Source organism: Croceitalea vernalis, from assembly GCF_031846405.1.
GTDB classification, from domain to species: domain Bacteria; phylum Bacteroidota; class Bacteroidia; order Flavobacteriales; family Flavobacteriaceae; genus Croceitalea; species Croceitalea vernalis.
Window position 1 is genome coordinate 112,902 of record NZ_JAVRHU010000005.1, and the last position, 23,097, is coordinate 135,998.

Sequence of the window (23,097 nt, forward strand, 5' to 3'; positions counted from 1 at the left end):
TTATGAATCTTCTTACCGTTGAGAATATTTCAAAATCATATGGTGAATTAGTCTTGTTTTCTAACATTTCCTTCGGAATCAACAAAGACCAAAAGATTGCTCTAATTGCCAAGAACGGAAGCGGCAAAACTTCTATTTTAAATATTATTTCAGGAAAAGATAGCACGGAAACCGGCCAAATCACTACAAGAAAAGGCATCAAAATATCTTTTTTAGAGCAGGAACCTAACTTAAATCCAAATCTAACTATTGAAGAAACCATATTTGCATCAGGTAATGAAGTTTTAAACGTCATTTCTAGGTATGAGCAGGCTGTTTTAAATTCAGATGACCAAGAAGCTTATCAGAAGGCATTTGAGGACATGGATAGATTTCAGGCTTGGGATTTTGAAACGCAATACAAACAAATACTTTTTAAACTCAATTTAACCGAACTTAACCTAAAGGTAAATGTACTATCTGGCGGACAGAAAAAGCGCTTAGCTTTAGCAAATGCTCTTATTAACAAACCTGATTTACTAATTCTAGATGAGCCTACTAATCATCTTGATTTAGAAATGATTGAATGGCTCGAAGAGTTCTTTAAAAAGGAAAATATCACACTCTTTATGGTTACTCACGACCGTTATTTTTTAGAGCGTGTTTGTAATGAAATTATTGAATTAGACAACAATCAACTCTATAGCTATAAAGGCAACTATTCGTATTATTTAGAGAAAAGGGAGGCCAGATTAGAGCGTGAAGCAGTTGAGCAACATAAAAATAAAATTCTATTTAAAAAAGAATTAGACTGGATGCGACGCCAACCCAAAGCAAGAACGACCAAGTCTAAATCTCGTATTGATGATTTTCATGAAATAAAGTCAAGGGCAAACAAAAGAAGACAAGAACATGAGGTCCAATTAGAATTGAACATGGAACGTCTAGGCAGTAAAATTGTTGAGCTTCATAATGTCGCCAAAGCTTATGGAAAGAAAGTTTTACTAGATAAGTTTGATTATAGTTTCACAAAAGGTGAACGCATAGGAATCATTGGCAAAAATGGTACTGGCAAGTCAACTTTTTTAAATGTTCTCACCGGGACAGAAGCTATAGATGGGGGCAAAATTGTAATTGGTGACACTATAAAATTTGGCTATTACACTCAAAAAGGAATTACACCTAAAGAAGGCCAAAAAGTAATCGACATCATAAAAGAATTTGGCGATTTTATTCCACTTAAAAAAGGAAGACAAATATCTGCGCAACAACTATTAGAACGTTTTCTATTTGATCGTAAAAAACAGTACGATTTTGTTGAAAAATTGAGTGGAGGTGAACGAAAACGCCTTTATTTATGTACCGTGTTAATTCAAAATCCTAATTTTTTAATTTTAGACGAACCTACTAATGACCTCGATATTGTAACTCTAAACGTTTTGGAAAGTTTTCTCTTAGATTTTCCCGGATGTTTACTAGTTGTTTCACATGATCGCTACTTTATGGATAAAATTGTCGATCATCTTTTTGTTTTTCAAGGCGATGGTATTGTAGAAGATTTTCCTGGCAACTATTCAGATTACAGGGTTTATGAAAATAGTAAGGCCTTTGAAAAAAGAGAAGCAAAAAATAAAAGCTCCGAAAAGACTGAAAAAGTTAATTGGAAAGAAAAAGATGAGTCAAAAAAACTTTCATATCAAGAACAGAAAGAATACAATAAATTAGAAAAAGAAATTCAAAAACTTGAAGAACAAAAAGCAGAAGTTCAGAATAAATTTACCGACGATTCTCTTTCTGGAGATGATATAAATGAACTTTCTATAAAATTAGGTGAACTGGACAGTGAAATTGAAAACAAAACTGAACGTTGGTTTGAACTAGGTTCAATAATTGAGGGTTAATGTTTTTCCGTTTTATTTCTTATTTGAACTTTCTACGCCATTCAACTAATCAGCATGATGTTCACTCCCCTTTCGTTTACAATTATGTAACTAATTGCCTGTACCAAAAACCAAAAAAGTCTAAAAAAAAGTGCTTAAATGTTCTTTTAAAAAGTATTGAATATTTCAAATTCAAGAAAGTAAAGATTCAAGAGAACGATGAATATAAATCCAAGATAAAGCTTCAATTTTCGAACTTAATTTGGGATTCATCAAAAATAGACCTGATGTACTTTAAATCAACAAAGTATACAAATCCTACAGAGCTATTGAAAGACGTAGAGATTAATAATGGAACTCTACTATTTTTTGATAATATTTACAGAAGCCCTGAAGAACATTTTTATTGGAAGAACTTTGTGCATTGGAATAAAGCGACAGTTACAATTGACTTGTACTATTGCGGACTTGTCTTTTTAAGAAAAGAACAAGCTAAAGAACATTTTACAATACGGATTTAAAAAAGTAATTTGGGTTATTAAAGTACTCTATAAATGAATAATATCGTTTTTTACATTTTAGCCGTATTAGCGCTCATTTACTTTGTGGTTTTATTTAAGAATAAACGCAACAGCAGAAGGCGTAAATCAAGATCTTTTATGGATGGCAAAAGAAGGCATGACAAATGAAAATCTATACTAAAACAGGTGATAAAGCTACAACCGCTCTTTTTACAGGAAAAAGAGTATCAAAACATCATATCAGAATTGAAAGTTATGGTACCCTTGATGAGTTAAATTCTTTTTTGGGTTTAATACGTGACCAGAAAATTGATGATATCTCAAAACAGAACCTGACTATAATTCAAAATAAGTTATTTACAGTTGGTGCAATTTTAGCCACAGAACCAAAAAAGGATAATCGTTTAAAAATACCGAGAATACATAACCAAGACATATCCTTATTAGAAAACCAAATGGATTTAATGAATGAAGAGCTTCCTGAAATGACACATTTTATTCTTCCAGGTGGGCACACAACGGTGTCATACTGTCATATTGCAAGAACAGTTTGTCGTCGTGCAGAACGAATGATTTCTTATTTAAATGAGAATGAGCCAGTACCTGAAAATCTGCTCGCTTATATCAATAGATTATCTGACTACCTTTTTGTATTGGCACGAAAGTTGTCAAAAGATTTACAAGCTGAAGAAGTCAAGTGGATTCCTGAAAAACTAGACTAATAAATTTCCAAATTAAACGTTACAAATTTATTAAGTTGAAAATATTTTTTAAATAATCTGAAAATTGCTTGGCAGATTGGGTTTAAAAATTATTTTTGCAAAAAATTTAAAATCAAACCATTACTATGTATTGGACATTAGAACTAGCATCTTATTTAAGTGATGCACCTTGGCCAGCCACAAAAGACGAGTTGATTGATTACGCAATTAGAACTGGAGCTCCGTTAGAAGTTGTAGAGAACTTGCAGTCAATGGAAGAAGAAGGTGGTGAAATCTACGAATCAATCGAAGAAATCTGGCCCGACTATCCAACGGATGAAGATTACCTCTGGAACGAGGATGAATATTAATAACAAATAAGTTTAAAACACAGAAAGCCTCATTTTATTGAGGCTTTTTTTATTACTGCTTTTTGTTGATTAATAACGCCGATTACTCGCATTAGACGGTAGTCTGCAACTACATAGGCAAAAAGATGGTATCGAAAGCTAATTTTGCTACCAATACCGTTGAGTTTAAAAGAGTTCTGTGTAATTTTGGCAGCCAAGTTGACATAAATGGTCAAACTTGACAATGGAACAGCTTTTGCTGAATAAAACAAAAAATCACCCATGAGTATTTTAAATTCTGTACTGAAGGTCTTTGTAGGAGATAAATCGGAGAAAGATGTAAAATCAATGCAACCTTTGGTCAAAAAGATAAAATCTTTTGAACAAGCAATGGAGGCGTTAAGTCATGATGAGTTACGTCAAAAGACACTTGATTTCAAAGCCAAAATAGCAGAAAGTTGTAAAGAAATCAATGGAAAGATTACAACTTTAAAAGAAGAAGTTGAAACCTCTTCTGATATTGATAGAAATGAAGAAATCTATTCTGAAATTGATAAACTTAACGAAGAAGCTTATAAAATTTCTGAAGATGTTTTAAATGATATTCTACCTGAGGCCTTTGCTGTAGTAAAAGAAACCGCAAAACGTTTTGCTCATAACGAAACGCTAACCGTAACAGCTTCAGAATTTGACCGCTCTTTATCAGGTTCGGCTGACTATGTAATATTAGAGGGTGATAAAGCTACCTGGAAGAACTCTTGGGACGCCGCAGGAAAAGAGGTTACATGGGACATGATACATTATGATGTTCAGCTAATTGGTGGTATCGCATTGCATCAAGGTAAAATCGCAGAAATGCAAACTGGTGAGGGTAAAACCTTGGTTGCAACTCTACCACTCTATCTGAACGCACTTCCCGGTAAAGGTGCACATTTGGTAACGGTAAATGATTACTTAGCAAAACGTGATAGTGCCTGGATGGCTCCTATATTTCAATTTCACGGACTTTCAATTGACTGTATAGACAAACACCAACCTAATTCAGAAGGTAGACGTAAGGCTTATAACGCCGATATTACCTACGGTACAAACAATGAATTTGGTTTTGATTATCTACGTGATAATATGGCACATACACCTGATGATTTGGTACAACCACCTCACCACTATGCTATTGTTGATGAAGTAGATTCTGTATTAGTTGATGACGCTAGAACACCACTAATCATTTCTGGTCCAGTACCGGAAGGAGACCGTCATGAATTTAATGAGTTAAAACCACAAGTATCTAACATAGTTCAAAAACAACGTCAACATTTGACAGGGGTTTTGGCCGAAGCTAAAAAATTAATAAAAGAAGGAGACACCAAAGAAGGCGGATTTTTACTTTTACGTGTTCATAGAGGACTCCCTAAAAACAAAGCTCTCATTAAGTTTTTAAGTGAAGAAGGGGTAAAACAGTTGTTACAGAAGACAGAGAACTTCTATATGCAAGACAACAACCGAGAAATGCCAAAAGTTGATGAAGATTTATTATTCACTATAGAAGAAAAGAATAATCAAATTGAACTTACCGATAAAGGGATTGAATACATCTCTGGGGACGGAGATAAAGACTTTTTCGTAATGCCTGATATTGGCGGAGAAATAGCAAAAATTGAGAATCAGGATCTTGAGATTGAAAAAGAAGCTGAACTTAAAGATGAGCTTTTTAAAGAGTTTGCTGTGAAAAGTGAGCGAATTCATACCATGAGTCAATTACTAAAAGCATATACCTTATTTGAAAAAGATGTGGAGTATGTTGTGATGGAAAATAAGGTCATGATTGTTGATGAACAGACTGGTCGTATTATGGATGGTCGTCGATACTCAGATGGTTTACACCAAGCTATTGAGGCAAAAGAGAATGTTAAGATCGAGGCATTGACTCAAACTTTTGCAACAATAACATTACAGAATTACTTCAGAATGTATAACAAGTTAGCAGGTATGACCGGTACTGCAGTGACTGAAGCTGGTGAGTTCTGGGAAATTTACAAATTAGATGTGGTTGAAATTCCTACCAACAGACCAATTGCTCGTGATGACAGGCACGATTTAATTTATAAAACAAAACGAGAAAAGTATAATGCAATTATTGAAGAAGTAACACAACTTTCAAAAGCTGGACGCCCAGTTTTGATTGGTACGACTTCAGTTGAAATTTCAGAATTACTATCAAAATTATTAAGCGTTCGAAAAATTCCACATAATGTACTAAATGCCAAACTCCATAAAAGAGAGGCAGATGTAGTAGCTGAAGCAGGCCAAGGTGGCATTGTGACAATTGCAACCAATATGGCAGGTCGTGGTACAGATATTAAACTTTCTAATGAGGTAAAAGCCGCGGGTGGTTTGGCCATAGTCGGAACGGAACGTCATGATTCAAGGCGAGTAGACAGACAGCTACGAGGTCGTTCTGGTCGTCAAGGTGATCCTGGAAGCTCACAGTTCTATGTTTCTTTAGAAGATAATTTGATGCGCTTATTTGGTTCGGACCGTGTCGCCAAAATGATGGATAGAATGGGCCTTGAAGAAGGCGAAGTAATTCAACATTCCATGATGACGAAGTCAATTGAACGTGCTCAGAAAAAAGTTGAAGAGAACAACTTTGGCATTCGTAAGCGCTTATTAGAATATGATGATGTCATGAATGCGCAACGAGAGGTTGTCTATAAGCGTAGACGTCACGCTATTCAAGGTGAACGTCTAAAAGTTGATATCGCAAATATGATTTATGATACTTGCGAAGTGATAACTGAAACGAACAAAGCCGCGGATGACTTCAAAAATTTTGAATTTGAATTAATCAAGTACTTCTCCGTGACTTCACCGGTAACCGAAGAAGAATTCAATAAACTTGGATTTCAAGAAATTTCGAACCAAGTTTATAAAGTAGCCTATGACCATTATCAAGAAAAAATGGAGCGAAGTGCAAAACAAGCATTTCCGGTTATTAAAAATGTTTATGAAAATCAGTCGAATAAATTTGAGCGCATTGTTGTGCCTTTCACTGATGGTGTAAAGTCTTTAAATGTTGTAACTAATCTTAAGAATGCCTACGAGAGTAATGGAAAGCAGCTAGTAACTGATTTTGAAAAAAATATAACGCTTGCCATTATTGATGATTCTTGGAAAACTCATTTACGTAAAATGGATGAGTTAAAACAATCCGTACAATTAGCAGTTCACGAACAAAAAGATCCGCTACTCATTTATAAATTTGAAGCTTTTGAATTGTTTAAAAGCATGATCGACCAAGTAAATAAAGAGGTTATTTCGTTTTTATTTAAAGGTGAACTTCCTGCAGAAAACTCTAACCAAATTCAAGAGGCTAGAAGTGTCAGAAGACCAAAGGAGAACATTAAAATGAGTAAGGAAGAAATTCCTAATAGCGATGAATTAGCAGCTCAAAACAGAGCTGCAGGCCAAACACAAGGTCAACGTCCACAAAAAACGGAAACAATAACTAGAGAGCGTCCAAAAATTGGTAGAAATGATAGAGTAACGATAAAAAATGTGATGTCAGGTGAAAGCAAAACTGTTAAATACAAGCAAGCTGAGCCCCTTATCGCAAAAGGAGAATGGGTTTTAATTGAAGGTTAAATAAACTCTAGAAAATTTAAAATTGTTAAAACGGTGACCAAAATTTGGTCGCCGTTTTTGATTATGTAATAAAACATATTTAGATTTACATTTGATTTTTACCCCAAAATCGTATTTATGTTTGACTTTTTAAGTCATCTTTGAATAACCTAAAACGTACATGAAAAACCTTAGCGACGAAAATCAACATCCAAAGAGCAAAAGCGGGATGTTTGAGACTTTAAATTATATAGCCGGATTTATGGCTATTGCTTTAGGGATATTCTCATTTACTAAAGGTTATCAACTAGGTTTTCTTGTAGTTTTAGTATTTTTAGGAGTACTATTTATTGCTACCGCCTTGTTCTTAAAATCTATTAAGAATGATAATACTTCAGCTAAGGTCTTAGAACATAAACTACATGAAAAAGAAACTTTACTAAAAGAAGTACACCATCGCGTAAAGAATAACCTACAGACGGTTTCAAGTTTATTGAGTTTACAATCTCGTTCTATAGAAGATAAAAAAATCAGCAGTATTATTAAAAGTAGTCAAAACCGTGTAGTTTCAATGGCTATGGTTCATGAAATGCTTTATAAACGTGATGACTACACATCTAAAGTTGAATTAAAACCTTACGTTGAAGAGCTTTGCGAATATTTATTACGCTCGGTAAAAGGCAATGAAAATAATATTACCACCAAACTAGATATTGGTGATTTTAAATTAAGCATTGACACCGTAATTCCGTTAGGCCTAATTATCAACGAAACGGTGACCAATGCACTTAAATATGGTCTTCCAGAAGATGTTAAGGGCGAAATATTAGTGAAACTATCTAAAAAGGGAGTCAATACCTATCAAATGTATCTTGGAGATAACGGTATTGGATTTCCTGAAGACATCAATCCTAAAAACACTAAATCATTAGGTCTTAAGTTAATTCATAATTTATCAAGGCAACTTCGAGGCAGTGTTCAAAGAGATACTAAAAGTGCTGGAACTTATTATCAAATAACTTTTGAAGAAGTTATTGATGATTTTAATTCAGTTGATTAAGTGGTATTTTTTGAACTAGTTCTTTATCTTTAAAAACTAACTCAAAAGACTACCAGCCCAATGTTCAAGAAACTCCTTCTTGTAGCACTATGTATTAGTGGTACACTTTCCGCTCAAGATTATTTTTTAGAAAAATACAAACCTTTTAATACCGAAATTCCTTCGCCTGAGCAGTTTTTAGGCTATGGTATTGGAGAACATCATACCAGACATGACTTAATTGTCGCTTATTTAACAAAGCTTGCGGAGGTTTCTGAACGTGCTAGTATCTATGAATATGGCAAAACACATGAAGGACGTAAATTGGTAATACTTACCATTACCACACCTGAAAATCTTCAAAATCTTGATAATATAAAAGAGCAACACTTAGCTTTTACAGACCCTTCTAAGTCTGTTTCCAACTATAATGATGTACCAATCTTTATTAATTTGGCTTATAATGTTCACGGTAATGAGCCTTCAAGTTCTGAAGCAGCTTTACTAGCGGCTTATACTTTTGTTGCCTCAGATAGCCCTGAAATAAGTAAGTATTTGAATAATTCTATAATAATGGTTGACCCAACTATTAATCCGGATGGGCGCGATAGACATACCCAATATGCTAACATGTATCAAGGTAGTCCGCTGGTTGCAGACCCACAAGATGCTGAACATAATGAATATTGGCCAAGAGGGCGAACAAACCACTATTGGTTTGATTTGAACAGAGATTGGCTATTAGGTATAAATCCTGAAAGTCGTGGTAAACTAACTTGGTACCATGAATGGTATCCTAATGTAGTGACAGATTTCCATGAAATGGGTAGTCAGAGCTCTTACTTTTTTGAACCAATGAAAGTGAACGCATCGCAAGATCCGATTATGCCAAAAGAAAATTATGAAGATTTGAACAATCTATTTGGTGATTATTTTGCCAGTGCTTTAGATAGTATCGGATCATTTTACTTCACAAAAGAAGTTTTTGATGGTACCTACCCTGGTTACGGGTCTTCATACCCTGATTTACAAGGTGGTTTGGGACTTTTATTCGAACAAGCAAGTTCTCGAGGGCACAAGCAAAAAACAAAATTCGGTGAAATCACTTTTCCTTTCACGATTAGAAATCAATTCACATCAAGTATAACAACAGTTAGAGCGGCTGTCGAGAACAAAGGAATGCTGAGAAAATACCAACAAGATTTCTTTAAAAGTGCCTTAGGTAACGCCTCTAGAAGTAAAATTCGAGGATATATTTTTAAGGATGATTATGACAAAAATCGAGAGAAGGCATTTATAGACAAACTTTTATTGCACAAAATTGATGTATACAAATCTGGTAATCAATTTGTAGTACCAACTAACCAACCTCAATACCGAATGGTGCAAACTATGTTTGAAACCTATTCTAAATATCGTGACAGTGTTTACTATGATGCTTCAGCTTGGTCAGTGGCTAATTTCTACAACATGAAATACAAGCCCGTCACCAGTTTAAATAAAGGTGAAAAAATAACTACTACTGCTGATCTAGTGAAGACATCAACCGTTAAGAAAACGGACTATGCATATATCATTAATTATGATGATTATAATGCGACGACTGCATTAAACTACTTACAGCAAAACGAAATTGTGGTTTCTTCTTCATTTAAACCTTTTACAACTACAACGAATAAAGGTCTGACTACTTTTAACTATGGCACACTAGTTATTCCAGTAAGTCTTCAAAAGAAAGGTTCTGATGATGTTTTTAAACTGGTTCAAAAGGCTCAACAAAAATTTCAAGTAGATGTACATAGTGTAAATTCAGGCTATAGCAATAAAGGGATTGATTTAGGTAGCCGGTATGTTTCTCCTATCACCAAACCAAAAGCAATGATGCTCATTGGCGATGGTGTTCGCTCATATGAAGCAGGTGAGGTATGGCATTTACTAGATACAAGAGTTCATATGCCTATCACTAAAATTCCAATGCGCAATTTCAATCGTGCAAATATGGATAAATACAATACCCTTGTTATGGTATCAGGTAACTATAATCTAAACAAAAAGCAGCGCGAAAAAATTAAAACTTGGGTTAGCAAAGGAAACACCTTAATAACCATAGGAAGTGCTTCAAAATGGGTAATCAATAAAAAACTAGTAAATGAAAAGCTTACGGAAGGAGCTAAAAAAGATAGTTCAGAAATAGCAGAAAGAAAACCTTATGTTGATGCTGGTGAAAATATTGGAAAGGAAAGTGTTGGTGGTGCTATTTTTAAAGTAGATTTAGATTTGACTCACCCCCTAGCCTTTGGGTATAGAGATACTCAAATTCCGGTTTATAAAAATAATTCCGTTTGGTTAGCACCCAGTAAAAATGAATATGCTACGGTTGCCAAATACACTCAAAACCCTCACATTGATGGCTTCATTACAAAAAAGAACAAAGAAGAATTTTTAAAACCTTCGGCTTCATTGGTAGTAAGTAAAGTTGGAAGAGGGCGTGTTGTACTTTTCGCTGATAATCCAAATTTTAGAGGCAGTTGGTATGGTACAAACCGTTTATTTTTAAACGCCTTGTTTTTAGGAGATAAAATTAGAATACCAGAATAAATTATTATGAAAAAATTACTGACATTAATCTTCGCAATTACTCTTATAACTAATATTTTTTCACAAGAAAAACTAAGTGAAGGACCTTTTAATCAGTTAATAATAAGAGGAGTAACCCTCATAAATGGAAATGGTGCACCTCCAAGAGGGCCTATTGATATTGTAGTTGAAAACAACAAGATTGTAAAAATTCAAGTTGTTGGTTATCCCGGGGTTGCTATCAATGAAAATAAACGACCTAAACTTAAGCAAGGAGGAAAAGAGCTGGATTGCACAGGGATGTACCTAATGCCTGGCTTTGTCGATATGCATGGACATATAGGAGGAGTTTCTCAAGGAGCTGACTATGATTATGTTTTTAAACTTTGGATGGCACATGGTATTACAACGGTACGCGAACCTAGTGGTCGTGGCGTAGATTGGGCACTAGATTTAAAGCGAAAAAGTGAAAAGAATGAAATTATAGCACCAAGGGTATTTGCTTATACGGGTTTTGGGCAAAGCTCCGGTAGTTTTAATCCTTTGAATGATGCTCCAATTAGCACGCCAGATCAAGCTCGAAAATGGGTGCGTGCAAATGCTGAACGTGGTGCCGATGGAATTAAGTTTTTTGGTGCTGCTCCTGAAATCATGGCTGCAGCCCTTGATGAAAACAAAAAATTGGGACTGCGCTCTGCTTGTCATCATGCTCAACTCGACGTAGCGCGTTGGAATGTTTTAAATTCAGCAAGGGCTGGTCTAACAAGTATGGAACATTGGTACGGACTACCAGAAGCTTTGTTTGATGATAAAACCGTACAAGACTATCCTTTAGACTATAACTATCAAAATGAACAAGATCGTTTTGAAGAAGCAGGTAAACTATGGAAGCAAGCGGCAAAACCATATTCTGAGCATTGGAATAATGTAATGAACGAGTTAATTAGTTTAGATTTCACCTTAGACCCCACGTTTAATATTTATGAAGCCAGTAGAGATTTACAAAGAGCGCGAAGAGCTGAATGGCATGAAGATTATACCTTACCATCGCTTTGGGAGTTCTACCAACCAAGCAAAATTAGCCATGGGTCTTATTGGCATGACTGGGGTACTGAACAAGAGGTCGCTTGGCGAGAGAATTATAAACTTTGGATGACTTTCGTAAATGAATATAAAAACCGTGGAGGTCGCGTTACAACAGGTTCAGATTCTGGGTTTATATTCCAGTTATATGGCTTTGCTTATGTTCGAGAACTAGAGTTATTAAGAGAGGCCGGTTTTCATCCTTTAGAAATTATTAGATCTGCCACTTTAAATGGTGCAGAAGCATTAGGTATGGATTCTAAAATTGGTACTGTTGAAGTAGGTAAACTTGCTGATTTTGCAATTGTTGAAGAGAACCCATTACAAAACTTAAAAGTACTTTATGGAACCGGAGCGGTAAAACTTACTGAAGATAATGAGGTAGTTCGTGTCGGTGGAGTCAAATACACCATTAAAGACGGAATTATTTTTGACGCGAAGGCTCTTTTAAAAGATGTAAAAACAACAGTAGCGAAGCAAAAAGAAAAAGAGAACTACATAATAAAACAACCTGGGGTAAAAAATTAAAAGTTATCATTAGGCCATTTTAGATTTGTTTCTTTTCGTCTTAAAAGCTAAAGCTTTCTTTACTCTAGAATTTTTAAACATATAAAGTCTAGCAACCTCTGTTTCAGTTTTGATTTCTTTAGCAACTTGAACGGTAACATTCATTTCAATTGATACAGTAATAGTTTCTACTTTAACTTCCTTAGTAGAGTTCTGTGCAAATGCTGTAGTAGTGAAGAAGATTACTGCGATAAAGGTTAAAATTGCTTTCATAACTTGGGTTGTTTTACTTTGTAAATGTACCCTGAGGTCAATGTAGAAGCCAGATAACTCGTTTTAGAACAAGAATTACTCGTTTAAAAACATGAAAACAGATGAAGTGTAAAAAACCATCGATAACGGTTTTCAAACCGATGAACAGCACACCGAACTGATGTGTATTTAATCGATATTAAAAGATAGATATAATTGTGGTTTAGCTATTTTTTGATAGGGATTTTAGCTTCCTTTAGAGAAAGTAGAGATGCGGTAATTACAAAAATTGTACTCAAGACTAAGGTTACCGGTACTAAGATTGTTTCTAACATATTAAGCCAATTTTGATTTGTTTCTTTTAGTTCTAAAAGCCAAAGCTTTCTTTATTCTAGAATTTTTAAACATATAAAGCCTTGCAACCTCAGTTTCAGTTTTGATTTCTTCAGTCAATTCATTCTCAACATTTAATTCAACAGAAGCAGTAGTTGTTTCAACTTTTACTTCTTCTATAGTGCTTTGTGTAAATGCTGAAGTAGTAAAGAAAATTACTGCGATAAAGGTTAAAATGACTTTCATAACTTGGGTTGTTTTACTTTGTAAATGTACCCTGAGACCAATGCAGTGGCGAGATAACTCGTTTTACAACAATATTTATTCGTTTAAAAACACAAGTTGGGATAAAGTGTAAAAAAGCATCGACAACGGTTTTCAACGAGCTGAACAGCACACCGAAAGCAGGTGCATTTAGTCGATGTTTTCTAGTAAAGCCTTAAAAGAAGATTCGGATCTGGGCAGTTGTTTTTATAAAAAGCTAAATCCATTTGACTACAAACACCGGGGTAATCACCTGTATATCCTTGAAGATTAAGAATAAGTTGAAAATGAAGATGAGGAGCATAATTCACGTTAATGGCAGGAGACCCTAATAAAGCAAGTTCGTCGCCAGCCTTAAATCGTTTACCTATATATATGTTATCGAGTGATTCAATTGAAAGGTGGCCATATAAAGAATAGTAAGTACTATCAATAGTCTTATGTTCTAGTATAATTGTTGGTCCATAATTACCTATATCGTCATTATTCTGAAAACTATGTACAACCCCCTCAACAGGAACTAATACTTTGGTGCCCTGCTCACACCAAAAATCAACACCCAAATGAATGTTTCTAGATTCCCCTTCAGAAAACCGACTAGCATTTGCATATAAGTTACGTTTCTCAAGATATCCGCCATAGGCGACCATCCCTCCGCTCTTAACTAATGTTGCATCTATATAAAGCTGGCAATCTTCAGGATTGGTAATATCTAAAGTATTCAGTGCGCTATTCGACGATGACAAATCAATAGGATGATATTTGGCAAGAGGAATTGAAGCATCTAAAATTGAAATTGGTCTTATAGAAGTAGTTTTAAATAAATTGTCTCTATCCATCCCTTCAATACAAGCTTAACATTTTTTAACGTCTTCTAATGTAATTGGTGTTATACTTTCGCAACTAAAAGCAAAAATCTAATCATGAAGATAGCCAGAAATATAGTTTTAGTTCCTCTAATAATGTTATTTGTAAGTTGCCAAGCAAAAGTAAAAGACAAACCATTAACAGAAAACCAACTAACTGAAAAAACAATTTTATCTGCTGAGGCGCTTCAAAAGTATGACACTGCCTATTTCGCCAGTGGTTGTTTTTGGTGTGTAGAAGCAGTCTTTGAAAGCGTAAAAGGTGTTAAAGAAGTGGTATCTGGCTATTCCGGAGGAAAAGAACAAAACCCCACTTACGAACAAGTTGCTTATGGAAGAACTGGGCATGCTGAGGCAGTTGAAGTTTTTTATGATTCAAAAATTATCTCTTTTGAAGAGCTTGTTCAAGTATTCTTCGGTTCTCATGACCCAACAACATATAATCGTCAAGGTCCGGATAGAGGCGCTCAATACCGCTCTATTGCCTTTTTTAAAAATAATTCTGAAGAAAAGGCTATACGAAACTATATTGAAGCTTTAGAAAAAGAAATGGTTTATGACGCCCCGATTATAACGCAAGTAGTTGCTTTTGAAAAATTTTGGAAAGCTGAAGAATATCATCAAGATTTTGAAAGAAATAATCCGAATCAATCTTACGTAAGAGCAGTTTCAGTACCTCGGCTAAACAGATTTAAGGCAAATTTTAAATCATTTTTAAAAGAAGATAGTCATTAAGGGAATTTAAATAGGTCAATTGATTTGAGATATTTAAGTAATATAAAGCTAGTTTTCTAGAACCACTTCGCTGTATTTTGAATTAACAGTTATTAATTTACCTGAGTTATTGTTAGTCTTATAGCCTTTATGAATAACTGTTTCAAAATTATTGGTTCTATTCATTTTAAAATCTAAAGGATAAACAATTTTAGATTTAGTTCCATTTAAATAAAGAGAAACAGGCCCGCTTGGCATTTCACAACGGAATTCACCGTTTTGTACTGACACATCAATATCAGAAAAATTATTTGAAACTGAATTAATAACCAATTCTCCAAGATCATTAACTACAATGGCTCGGTCATTCAGTTGTTCAATAACAACATTTGAAGATGTTGCATTTAAACGCAAATCTCCGACTTGTTTTAGACTTACATGCTCAGCATAATCCGCTTTTAGTTGACCATAATTCCATTTTTGAACGATTACAGGACTATATGATGCTCTGATATCAGTTTGTTTGCCATCAATAGTTGAAGCAAGCAAACTTGCGTAGCGCAAGCTTGCATTGATATTGTTAGTTGTTCTAGCCAGTTTCACCTCACCATGTTTTACATTCATTTTTAAACGTGTTGATTTTGGCATTTTAATTTTAATGGTTTTCTTGACTTTATATTTTTTACCCTCACCATCTGAAGAAAAATAAAAGATACTTGGTTCATCATCAGTATCACGAGAAAAGAATAAACTTCGTTTTTCACTTTCTTCTTCCATCTTTTCCCTTCGTTCCTCCATCTTCTCCCGTCGTTCCTCCATAAGTTTAGCACGTTCTGCAGATCTCTTCTCAAGCTCGGCAGCACGCTTTTCCATTTCCTTAGTTCGCTCTTTAATTCTTTGTTCCAGACGCTCAGACCTTTCTTTTGCCTGTTTTTCATATCGTTTTCCCCAATCCTCAAGTTTTTCTTTGTAGTCTTCATCAAACTCTTTTCTGAATTGTTTGGTCCATTCTTTCATATACTTATCTCCATCTTTTTGATAAGCATCATAATCAAATTGTTTAAAGTTCATTGACGGTAATGGAGGTATAACTGCCATTTCAGGCCATTCTCCAATCTCAGCTAACTCGGGTATTTCAATGTCTAAAAAAAATGGTTCGATAAAAGATTCAGCGTCAAACTCAAATTCAACTGCAGAATCGAAAAATCTATTAGGAAAAGAATTCCTGCCTGACGTACTTACTTCAATTTCTTTACTATTACCCATCATTTTGAAAGGAGTATTCTCAAAGTATTCTGCCGCTTCTTCATCACTTGCCCCTTCAAGCTCAACCATAGCGGTAATTTCCACTTGATTTTTATCCCAAGTTTCAAATTCAATATCGGTATGGGTAGTGTTAATTTCTACTACCGCATCATCAGCCACATTAAATGTTTCTTTAAAGGTCTTCGATTCTTTTTGAGCAAATAACCCTGTTGTTGACAACAGGGTCAAGGCCAATGTTTTAAATAATATTTGTTGATTCATGTTCATTTTTTGATGATTTTAATTGATTTAATTTTGATTTTAATTTTTGCATTAACTGCAATCGTAACTGAAGATTATTAATTGCTGCTTCAATAGTTTGATCATTAGGCCCTATTTCATTCAGCTCTTTATTTAAAACTTCATATTCTACATTTAGCTCATCTAACCGAGACAAAAAACCGTCGACAACTTCTTTATTTTCCTCCGACACTTTTAGTTTAGAGAGTTCGTAATTAATATTAGCGACGTAATAATTCTCAACTTTTTTTAACTCTGGTGATAAATCACCTAATGAAATAGATTTTTTTAAATCATCTTTAGTATGCTCTACCACGGTGGTTTTAATTACATCCTTATTATGGCTTTCTTTCAAGAGAAGATAACTTCCAATACTTAACACAATCACAACTGATGCAGCAATTTTTAACCATAAATATGAGTTTGTTCTTTTAGCAGATGGAAGCTCTTCTTCTAATAGACTTAAAAACCGATTCTCATGCCCATCTTTCATTTTGAATTTTTCATTCTCTCGTTGTTCTTTGAACAACTCTCTAAGATCCTGTGCCATACTTCACTTCCTTTAGTAATTCTTTTAATTTTCCTTTTCCACGAACTAACCTTGTCCTGGAAGCAGTTTCAGAAATTTTCAAAATTCCAGCAATTTCATTGTGATCATAGCCTTCAACTAAATAAAGTTGAACTACATATCTATACTTATCAGTTAAGGAATCTATTGCCTTTTTTATTTCATCTAAACTTACACTTTCATCAACCTCCCAATTATCATCATCTGTTATATGCATGTATCCCTCGTCAAGCTCCAAGGTTCTTTCCTTTTTCGATTTTAAAAAGTCGATACTTCTATTAACTACAATTCGTTTTAACCACGCTCCAAAAGTTACTTCACCACTATACTGTTCTATTTTTTGAAAGGCTTTGATGAAAGATTCTTGTAAAACATCTTCAGCATCATCGCTATTCTTCAAAAATCGCATTGCTACACAGAACATTCCTTCACAATATTGCTGATACAGCTTTAATTGTGCTTTACGGTCGTTGGTTTTACACCTTTCTACCAATTCAATGTGCAACATGGTTGATTTTAGTGTTGTTTATTGTTGTCTTAAAGACGAAGAAAAAATAACGGTGTGGCAAAATACTTTTATTTAAATAAAAAAATCCTATTAAAAATGATTCAATAGGAAGTTAATGATTTGTAATTCAGATTATTACATATCAATTAATAAATTTAAATGTACTGTTATATTATCTCTAGTTGCCTTACTATACGGGCAAATATCATGCGCAGCGGTTATAAGATTCTCACCCGTTTCTTGATTAACGGTTGGCAAATAGGTATCTAACGTAGCCTCTAGAAAAAATCCATCTTCTTCTTGATTGAAAGAAACGACTGCAGTGACACTAAAATCACCTAAATCATCAATATTATGTTCTTTTGCCACATGCTGCACAGCACCAGCAAAACAAGTAGCATATGCCGCTGCAAATAATTCTTCCGGATTTGTAGAGCCGGTATTTGATTTGCCTTTGCTTCTTGGCATTTCAATTTTATAATCTATCGTTCCATCTTCACTCTGAACATTTCCCGTTCTACCGCCAGTGTTCGTTGCTTTTGCTTCAAATAAAGTTTTCATTTATGTCATATTTTATGGTACAAAAATTATCATTTGTACTCTGATACTAGTAGCGGACACTATTAAATTTATGTGAAAAGTATACCTTAGTAGCATTAGAAGGTTTTGTGGTGAAAAAAACAGGCGTTAAATCAGGGCAAAAAGTCAAAAAAATCAAAAGGCAAGAACTAACAACCGAAGACTTGTTAAGTGGTATTCGCAATTTTGATAAGGCCGTTTTAGCAAAATCTATAACTCTTATAGAAAGTAATAAACCTGCACATTTTGATAAAGCCGAAAAACTCATTACTGAAGCTTTAAAATTTACATCAAAAAGTATCAGAATTGGAATTACTGGAATCCCTGGTGTAGGCAAAAGTACTTTTATTGAAGCTTTCGGTTCACATTTAACCGAACTAGGAAGAAAAGTCGCAGTATTAGCTGTTGACCCTTCAAGCACTGTTACAAAAGGTAGTATACTCGGGGATAAAACTAGAATGGAAACTTTGGCTAAAGACCCTAATGCTTTTATAAGGCCTTCTCCTGCAAGTGATTCTCTTGGTGGAGTTACTCGAAAAACTAGAGAAACAATTGTTTTATGTGAAGCAGCGGGTTATGACATTATTTTGGTTGAAACCGTAGGCGTTGGACAAAGTGAAACCGCAGTTCATAGCATGGTAGATTTCTTTTTGTTGTTGAAATTGGCAGGAGCGGGAGATGAATTACAGGGGATAAAAAGAGGTATAATGGAAATGGCAGATGCCATTGTAATCAATAAAGCAGACGGAAATAATTTAAAAAATGTAAAAATTACGCAAACGGAGTTTAGTAGAGCTCTACATTTATACCCACCTAAAGAGAATAAATGGACTCCACAGGTTTTAAGTTGTTCGTCCATGGAAAAAACTGGTATTTCCGAAATTTGGAATATGATTTCGGAGTTTATAGAACTAACCACAAACAATGAATACTTTGAAATAAATCGCACTAATCAAAATCAAAATTGGTTTTTACAAACAGTTGACGAATTACTAAAACATCAGTTTTATCAAAAAAACAAAATTAAAGAGCATTCCAAAGAGCTCTTAACCCAAATTAAAGCAAAGCAAATTTCCCCATTTACCGCAGCAAAATTATTGGTGTTTGAACCCAAATAATAACAAGTTTAAAAACCCTAAATTTGCCAGAATTTACAGCCATGACATGCATATAGTAACAGACTCTTTTTTATCTATAGTTGTTCCTTTTTATAATGAACAGGACAACATAGTTCTTCTTACTCAAAAAATTCATGAAAGCCTAAAAGGATATCATTATCAAATTATTTATGTTGACGACTTTTCAACTGACAGTACAAGAAAGGTTGTTAAAGATATGGATGATGACAAAGTGCATTTAATTGAATTAAAGAAGAATTATGGTCAAAGTCTAGCATTAGCCGCTGGAATTGATTACGCAGAAGGAGATTATATTATTACCATGGATGGGGACTTACAAAATGACCCTTCAGATATTCCTGAAATGCTAGAATTTGCAATTACAGATGAATATGATTTAATCACGGGGATTCGTCAGAAAAGAAAGGATTCTCTTATCAAAAAAATACCATCAAAAATTGCAAACTTTTTAGTACGTCGAGTAACAAAACTTGATATTAAAGATAATGGTTGTGCTCTCAAAGTTTTTACAAAAGATATTGCAAAAGGTCTTAACCTATATGGTGAAATGCATAGGTTCATTACCCTCTTGGCACATTTAGAGGGGGCTCAGATTAAACAGGTACCAGTAAAACATCATGCGCGTAATGCCGGTGTCTCTAAATATGGTTTAGAACGTGTTTTCAAAGTTGTCGCTGACATGATGCTTCTTCTATTTATTCGCAAATACTTTCAACGGCCCATACACTTATTTGGAATCTTTGGCGTGCTACTTATGATACTTGGAATACTTATAGAAATGTATCTTTTAGTGGTTAAATTTGGGTTTGGACAAGATATTGGTACCCGACCGCTCTTAATATTCGGTATGATGTTTATTCTTGGAGGTATTCAATTATTCACTATTGGTATTGTGATGGAGTTATTAATTAGAACCTATTACGAATCGCAATCGAAACGCCCTTATAGAATTAAGAAAATCACAATAGGTGACGGAAAATCAGCGTAAACTATTAACCACAATCATAAAGGTTGCTGTTAGCACAGCTCTAATTTATTTCATTTTCACCAAAATCAATTTTGGTGATGTTCTACTTGTTGTTAAAAAAGCAAAGCTAGGATACCTTATACTTGCCTTACTACTTTTTGTATTTTCTAAGATTTTGAATGCGTTAAGACTCAACCTTTATTTTCATACCATTGGTGTAAAACTTAATCAGTTTAGCAATTTAAAATTGTACTTACTAGGTATGTTCTACAATCTATTTTTACCAGGTGGTATTGGCGGTGATGCCTACAAAGGCTATGTGATTCAGAAAAAATTCAAGGCCGGTACTAAAAAAGTGTTTTCCGTTTTATTACTGGATCGCTTAAGTGGTATGCTATTAATTTTTTTATATGTCTGTCTTTTAGGTTTAATATTAGAACATCAACTTATCCAGTCTTTTAGCATACTCTTTTTGACTGCTATTCCTCTAAGTATTCTAACTTTTTGGGGGCTAAACAAAAAAATATTTCCATATGCTATTTCGGCATTTTGGGGTTCTTTTCTTTATTCTGCTGTTTTGCAAGCAACCCAATTATTGGCTGTTGTTTGCATTTTAAAATCCCTAGCTATTACTTTAAATGAGGTGGCTTATTTATTTGTGTTTTTGATTTCGTCTATAGTTTCTGTTGTACCTTTAACCATTGGTGGTATTGGTAGTCGTGAGGTAACTTTTTTATATGGTGCGAAGTGGTTACAGCTTAGTGCTGATACCTCAGTAGCCATTAGCATGGTTTTCTTTTTAATAACCGCATTGGTATCACTTTTTGGAATTTATTATCACTTTAGAAAGCCTGAACTAGAAGTTTTAGAGTATTAATAAATATGTACCAAGTGCATTTTATTAAGCTTTTTGGCTCTAGTTGATGGTTCAAGAAATTTCAATTGTAACCGCGTAATTCGAAATTGGTCGACAGTTAATTGCTTGTCCCAATCAAAACCAGCAGAAATAAGTTTTTTTAACTCCTTATCATTGGCATAAATCCAGATATCTTTTTTATCACTCAATTCTTCTAAAGATGTTATTTTAACTGGTTGTTTATTGTAAAAATCTAAAGCCCAGCTATAATCACCGAATTTGTAAATAGTATTTACATCAATATTATGCTCTTTTACCTTTTGAGCCATATTTGATCCACCTTGATATTTTAAAAGCGAAGGATAAAATTGTGTATTCAAAATTCCATTTAACAATAGAGAACTGCAAACAGATAAGGTAATAATACGCATGTAATAAGCTTCTCTCTTCAGACAGAAATAAACAATTATGAGTAATGTCAAAATAAGAATAACATAGCTGTACCAGTTTTGAAACTTAAAAACATAAAAACACACTAAAACTGAAAAAATAAATACCAGACTTAGTATAAAGTATTGAACTCCGAGTAATACTTTTATAATTTTCTCTTTAGTAAACCGGTGGAGGCTATGTAAATAAGATGCAGTTAAAATCGCGTAAAGCGGCATCATTATGTTCATATAGTGCGGCAGTTTAAATTGCGCAAAACTTATAATCAAAAAAATAAGTGTTATTCCACCAAGTGTTAAGAACTCATAATTAGAATTATATAAAAACTTAAGTTTAATGAACGTTTTTATACGCCAACAATATGCTATTAATGCCAATACCGTCCAGGGTAAGAAAATCCATAAAAAAGTATGAAAAAAGAAAAAGTAATCACTGCTATTTTTTCCTACACCTTCTCCACTTAATCGCTCAAAACTTTGTTCCCAAAAGATAAAGAAGATACCACTGCGATTACTTTTACCTCTTATTATTTTCTCTGGATGTAAATCAAACTGCATGTAATATGCATAGAGCATAGGAGTAATAGTTACTATAAATACTAAAAGGGCCACAAGCACCTTCCAGCTTAAAAATTGCTTCCACTTTCTAGTATATGCCATATGACATAAAATACAGATACCAATGACTAGTAAGGCTATTTGTCCTTTGGTTGAAAAAGCCAAACCAGCTCCGAATGCACCAAGTATAATATTTTTAAGAGTATTACTTTCAACATATGTAATGAGTTGCCATATAGCGAAAATTGTGAACCCGGTTAAAACTGCATCTGTTCGAACATCAATAACGGATAGTACTATCGTTTGACAAGTCATAAAGATTAAAGCAGAGAATCTACCTATATCTTTATTGTAAAGTAACCTACCAAGTCCAAAACAACTATAAGCCCCCAATAAAGTAGCCAAAAAGCCAGGTATTCGATACGCCCAATCGTGAAGTCCAAATATTTTATATGAAATAGCGGCTAGCCAATAATGCATATGCGGCTTGTCAAGATATTCATTTGGTCCTTTAAAAAGGTTTATGAAATCGTTTTCTTGAACCATGCGCATTGCCATTACGGCAAATTGAGCAGAATCGTTCTCAAACAAAGTAACAAACATGCCAGCGATATAAACCAACACAATTAAAGCCACTAAAAACCAATATCTTATTGTAGAAATCATGCTTTAATTTTGAACGTTGCGAAGGAATATAAGTTAGCAAAAATCCACCCTAAAATACCACCAATTGTTAAACCTGTTAATACATCTAAAGGAAAGTGCACTCCGATATAAATTCTACTGTAACTCACAGATATTGACCAAAGCAAAAGAAAAGGTCCCAATATTTTATATTTACTTTTAAAAAGAATAGCAAAAAAGCTAGCAAGTGCAAACGAACTGGCTGCGTGAGCTGAAAAATAACCGTATTTGCCTCCGCATCGACTTTTTACCAAGCGCATGACATTCATTAAATCGTCATCATGACAAGGTCTAAACCGACCTACACCGTATTTAAAAAAGTTACCCAACTGGTCGGTACATGTAATCATCAATGCTATTGTAACTAATAAAACTCCCGTCTTTTTTGCGCCAAAAGATTTGTAAGAAATGAATAATAAAAAGGCATAAAGGGGAATCGTAATAAAACTAAATTTTTGAGATAGGTATAACCAAAAACCATCCCAACTTTCAGTTCCTAAACCATTTAAAAATAAGAATAAGTCTCTGTCAAATTGAACTAATTGATCTACCAT

Annotated in this window: 22 protein-coding genes; 12 read left to right on the forward strand and 10 right to left on the reverse strand. The window is 34.1% G+C overall.

The window, feature by feature from the left end; genetic code table 11:
• Positions 1-2: 2 nt before the first annotated feature.
• The 4 genes from RM520_RS14170 (at position 3) to RM520_RS14185 (ending at position 3,452) form a co-directional block, all read left to right on the forward strand.
• Positions 3-1,880: an ABC-F family ATP-binding cassette domain-containing protein gene (locus RM520_RS14170; protein ID WP_311388439.1), complete on the forward strand. Its 1,878-nt coding sequence runs from the start codon at positions 3-5 to the stop codon at positions 1,878-1,880.
• A gap of 266 nt (positions 1,881-2,146) precedes the next feature.
• Positions 2,147-2,380 carry a hypothetical protein gene (locus tag RM520_RS14175; protein WP_311386216.1) on the forward strand — a complete coding sequence of 78 codons (234 nt, stop codon included), beginning with the start codon at positions 2,147-2,149 and terminating at the stop codon, positions 2,378-2,380.
• Positions 2,381-2,544: 164 nt separating this feature from the next.
• On the forward strand, positions 2,545-3,102 hold the full coding sequence (locus RM520_RS14180) for a cob(I)yrinic acid a,c-diamide adenosyltransferase (RefSeq protein ID WP_311388440.1): 558 nt from the start codon (positions 2,545-2,547) through the stop codon (positions 3,100-3,102).
• A gap of 125 nt (positions 3,103-3,227) precedes the next feature.
• Positions 3,228-3,452, forward strand: coding sequence for a DUF2795 domain-containing protein (locus RM520_RS14185; protein ID WP_311386218.1), 225 nt, complete (start codon positions 3,228-3,230; stop codon positions 3,450-3,452).
• Between the two features lie 29 nt (positions 3,453-3,481).
• Here RM520_RS14185 and RM520_RS14190 read toward each other — a convergent pair whose 3' ends face one another.
• Positions 3,482-3,715 (reverse strand): hypothetical protein, encoded by a 234-nt coding sequence (locus RM520_RS14190; RefSeq protein ID WP_311388441.1) that lies wholly within the window; start codon positions 3,713-3,715, stop codon positions 3,482-3,484.
• On the opposite strand from RM520_RS14190, the gene secA reads away from it, so the two are divergent.
• The 4 genes from secA (at position 3,714) to RM520_RS14210 (ending at position 12,282) form a co-directional block, all read left to right on the forward strand.
• Positions 3,714-7,076, forward strand: coding sequence for a preprotein translocase subunit SecA (gene secA, locus RM520_RS14195; RefSeq protein ID WP_311388442.1), 3,363 nt, complete (start codon positions 3,714-3,716; stop codon positions 7,074-7,076). The genes RM520_RS14190 and secA overlap by 2 nt on opposite strands.
• 160 nt (positions 7,077-7,236) lie before the next feature.
• Entirely contained in the window at positions 7,237-8,115 is an 879-nt protein-coding gene (locus RM520_RS14200) for a sensor histidine kinase (RefSeq protein WP_311386221.1), read from the forward strand.
• Positions 8,116-8,175: 60 nt separating this feature from the next.
• A complete protein-coding gene (locus RM520_RS14205) occupies positions 8,176-10,692 on the forward strand; it encodes a M14 family zinc carboxypeptidase (protein WP_311386222.1) in 2,517 nt (838 codons plus the stop codon).
• Between the two features lie 6 nt (positions 10,693-10,698).
• Positions 10,699-12,282 carry an amidohydrolase family protein gene (locus RM520_RS14210; protein ID WP_311388443.1) on the forward strand — a complete coding sequence of 528 codons (1,584 nt, stop codon included), beginning with the start codon at positions 10,699-10,701 and terminating at the stop codon, positions 12,280-12,282.
• 9 nt (positions 12,283-12,291) lie between these two features.
• Here RM520_RS14210 and RM520_RS14215 read toward each other — a convergent pair whose 3' ends face one another.
• The 3 genes from RM520_RS14215 to RM520_RS14225 all read right to left on the reverse strand — a co-directional run bounded on the left by RM520_RS14215 (position 12,292) and on the right by RM520_RS14225 (position 13,949).
• Complete coding sequence (locus RM520_RS14215) at positions 12,292-12,534, reverse strand: hypothetical protein (protein ID WP_311388444.1); 243 nt, start codon at positions 12,532-12,534, stop codon at positions 12,292-12,294.
• 315 nt (positions 12,535-12,849) lie between these two features.
• Complete coding sequence (locus tag RM520_RS14220) at positions 12,850-13,092, reverse strand: hypothetical protein (RefSeq protein ID WP_311388445.1); 243 nt, start codon at positions 13,090-13,092, stop codon at positions 12,850-12,852.
• Between the two features lie 182 nt (positions 13,093-13,274).
• The gene (locus RM520_RS14225; RefSeq protein WP_311388446.1) at positions 13,275-13,949 is read right to left on the reverse strand and encodes a peptidoglycan DD-metalloendopeptidase family protein; all 675 of its coding nucleotides are present in this window, start codon (positions 13,947-13,949) and stop codon (positions 13,275-13,277) included.
• Between the two features lie 84 nt (positions 13,950-14,033).
• Here RM520_RS14225 and msrA point away from each other — a divergent pair, with 84 nt between their 5' ends.
• Positions 14,034-14,711 carry a peptide-methionine (S)-S-oxide reductase MsrA gene (msrA, locus tag RM520_RS14230; protein ID WP_311388447.1) on the forward strand — a complete coding sequence of 226 codons (678 nt, stop codon included), beginning with the start codon at positions 14,034-14,036 and terminating at the stop codon, positions 14,709-14,711.
• Positions 14,712-14,759: 48 nt separating this feature from the next.
• On the opposite strand, the gene RM520_RS14235 is transcribed toward msrA, so the two are convergent.
• The 4 genes from RM520_RS14235 to RM520_RS14250 all read right to left on the reverse strand — a co-directional run bounded on the left by RM520_RS14235 (position 14,760) and on the right by RM520_RS14250 (position 17,872).
• Positions 14,760-16,217, reverse strand: coding sequence for a hypothetical protein (locus RM520_RS14235; RefSeq protein ID WP_311388448.1), 1,458 nt, complete (start codon positions 16,215-16,217; stop codon positions 14,760-14,762).
• The gene (locus RM520_RS14240; RefSeq protein ID WP_311388449.1) at positions 16,195-16,785 is read right to left on the reverse strand and encodes a hypothetical protein; all 591 of its coding nucleotides are present in this window, start codon (positions 16,783-16,785) and stop codon (positions 16,195-16,197) included. The genes RM520_RS14235 and RM520_RS14240 overlap by 23 nt, the downstream gene beginning before the upstream one ends.
• The gene (locus RM520_RS14245) at positions 16,769-17,311 is read right to left on the reverse strand and encodes an RNA polymerase sigma factor (RefSeq protein WP_311386230.1); all 543 of its coding nucleotides are present in this window, start codon (positions 17,309-17,311) and stop codon (positions 16,769-16,771) included. Before RM520_RS14245 ends, RM520_RS14240 begins: the two co-directional genes overlap by 17 nt.
• 135 nt (positions 17,312-17,446) lie before the next feature.
• A complete protein-coding gene (locus RM520_RS14250; protein WP_311388450.1) occupies positions 17,447-17,872 on the reverse strand; it encodes an Ohr family peroxiredoxin in 426 nt (141 codons plus the stop codon).
• A 110-nt stretch (positions 17,873-17,982) separates the two neighbouring features.
• Here RM520_RS14250 and meaB point away from each other — a divergent pair, with 110 nt between their 5' ends.
• Genes meaB through RM520_RS14265 form a run of 3 tightly spaced genes read left to right on the forward strand, consistent with a single transcriptional unit; the run spans position 17,983 to position 20,873 of the window.
• On the forward strand, positions 17,983-19,008 hold the full coding sequence (meaB, locus tag RM520_RS14255; RefSeq protein ID WP_311388451.1) for a methylmalonyl Co-A mutase-associated GTPase MeaB: 1,026 nt from the start codon (positions 17,983-17,985) through the stop codon (positions 19,006-19,008).
• A 46-nt stretch (positions 19,009-19,054) separates the two neighbouring features.
• Positions 19,055-20,017, forward strand: coding sequence for a glycosyltransferase family 2 protein (locus RM520_RS14260; protein ID WP_311388452.1), 963 nt, complete (start codon positions 19,055-19,057; stop codon positions 20,015-20,017).
• Positions 19,998-20,873: a lysylphosphatidylglycerol synthase transmembrane domain-containing protein gene (locus tag RM520_RS14265; RefSeq protein ID WP_311388453.1), complete on the forward strand. Its 876-nt coding sequence runs from the start codon at positions 19,998-20,000 to the stop codon at positions 20,871-20,873. The genes RM520_RS14260 and RM520_RS14265 overlap by 20 nt, the downstream gene beginning before the upstream one ends.
• On the opposite strand, the gene RM520_RS14270 is transcribed toward RM520_RS14265, so the two are convergent.
• Positions 20,870-22,525 (reverse strand): ArnT family glycosyltransferase, encoded by a 1,656-nt coding sequence (locus tag RM520_RS14270; protein ID WP_311388454.1) that lies wholly within the window; start codon positions 22,523-22,525, stop codon positions 20,870-20,872. The genes RM520_RS14265 and RM520_RS14270 overlap by 4 nt on opposite strands.
• Positions 22,522-23,097: a phosphatase PAP2 family protein gene (locus RM520_RS14275; RefSeq protein WP_311388455.1), complete on the reverse strand. Its 576-nt coding sequence runs from the start codon at positions 23,095-23,097 to the stop codon at positions 22,522-22,524. The genes RM520_RS14270 and RM520_RS14275 overlap by 4 nt, the downstream gene beginning before the upstream one ends.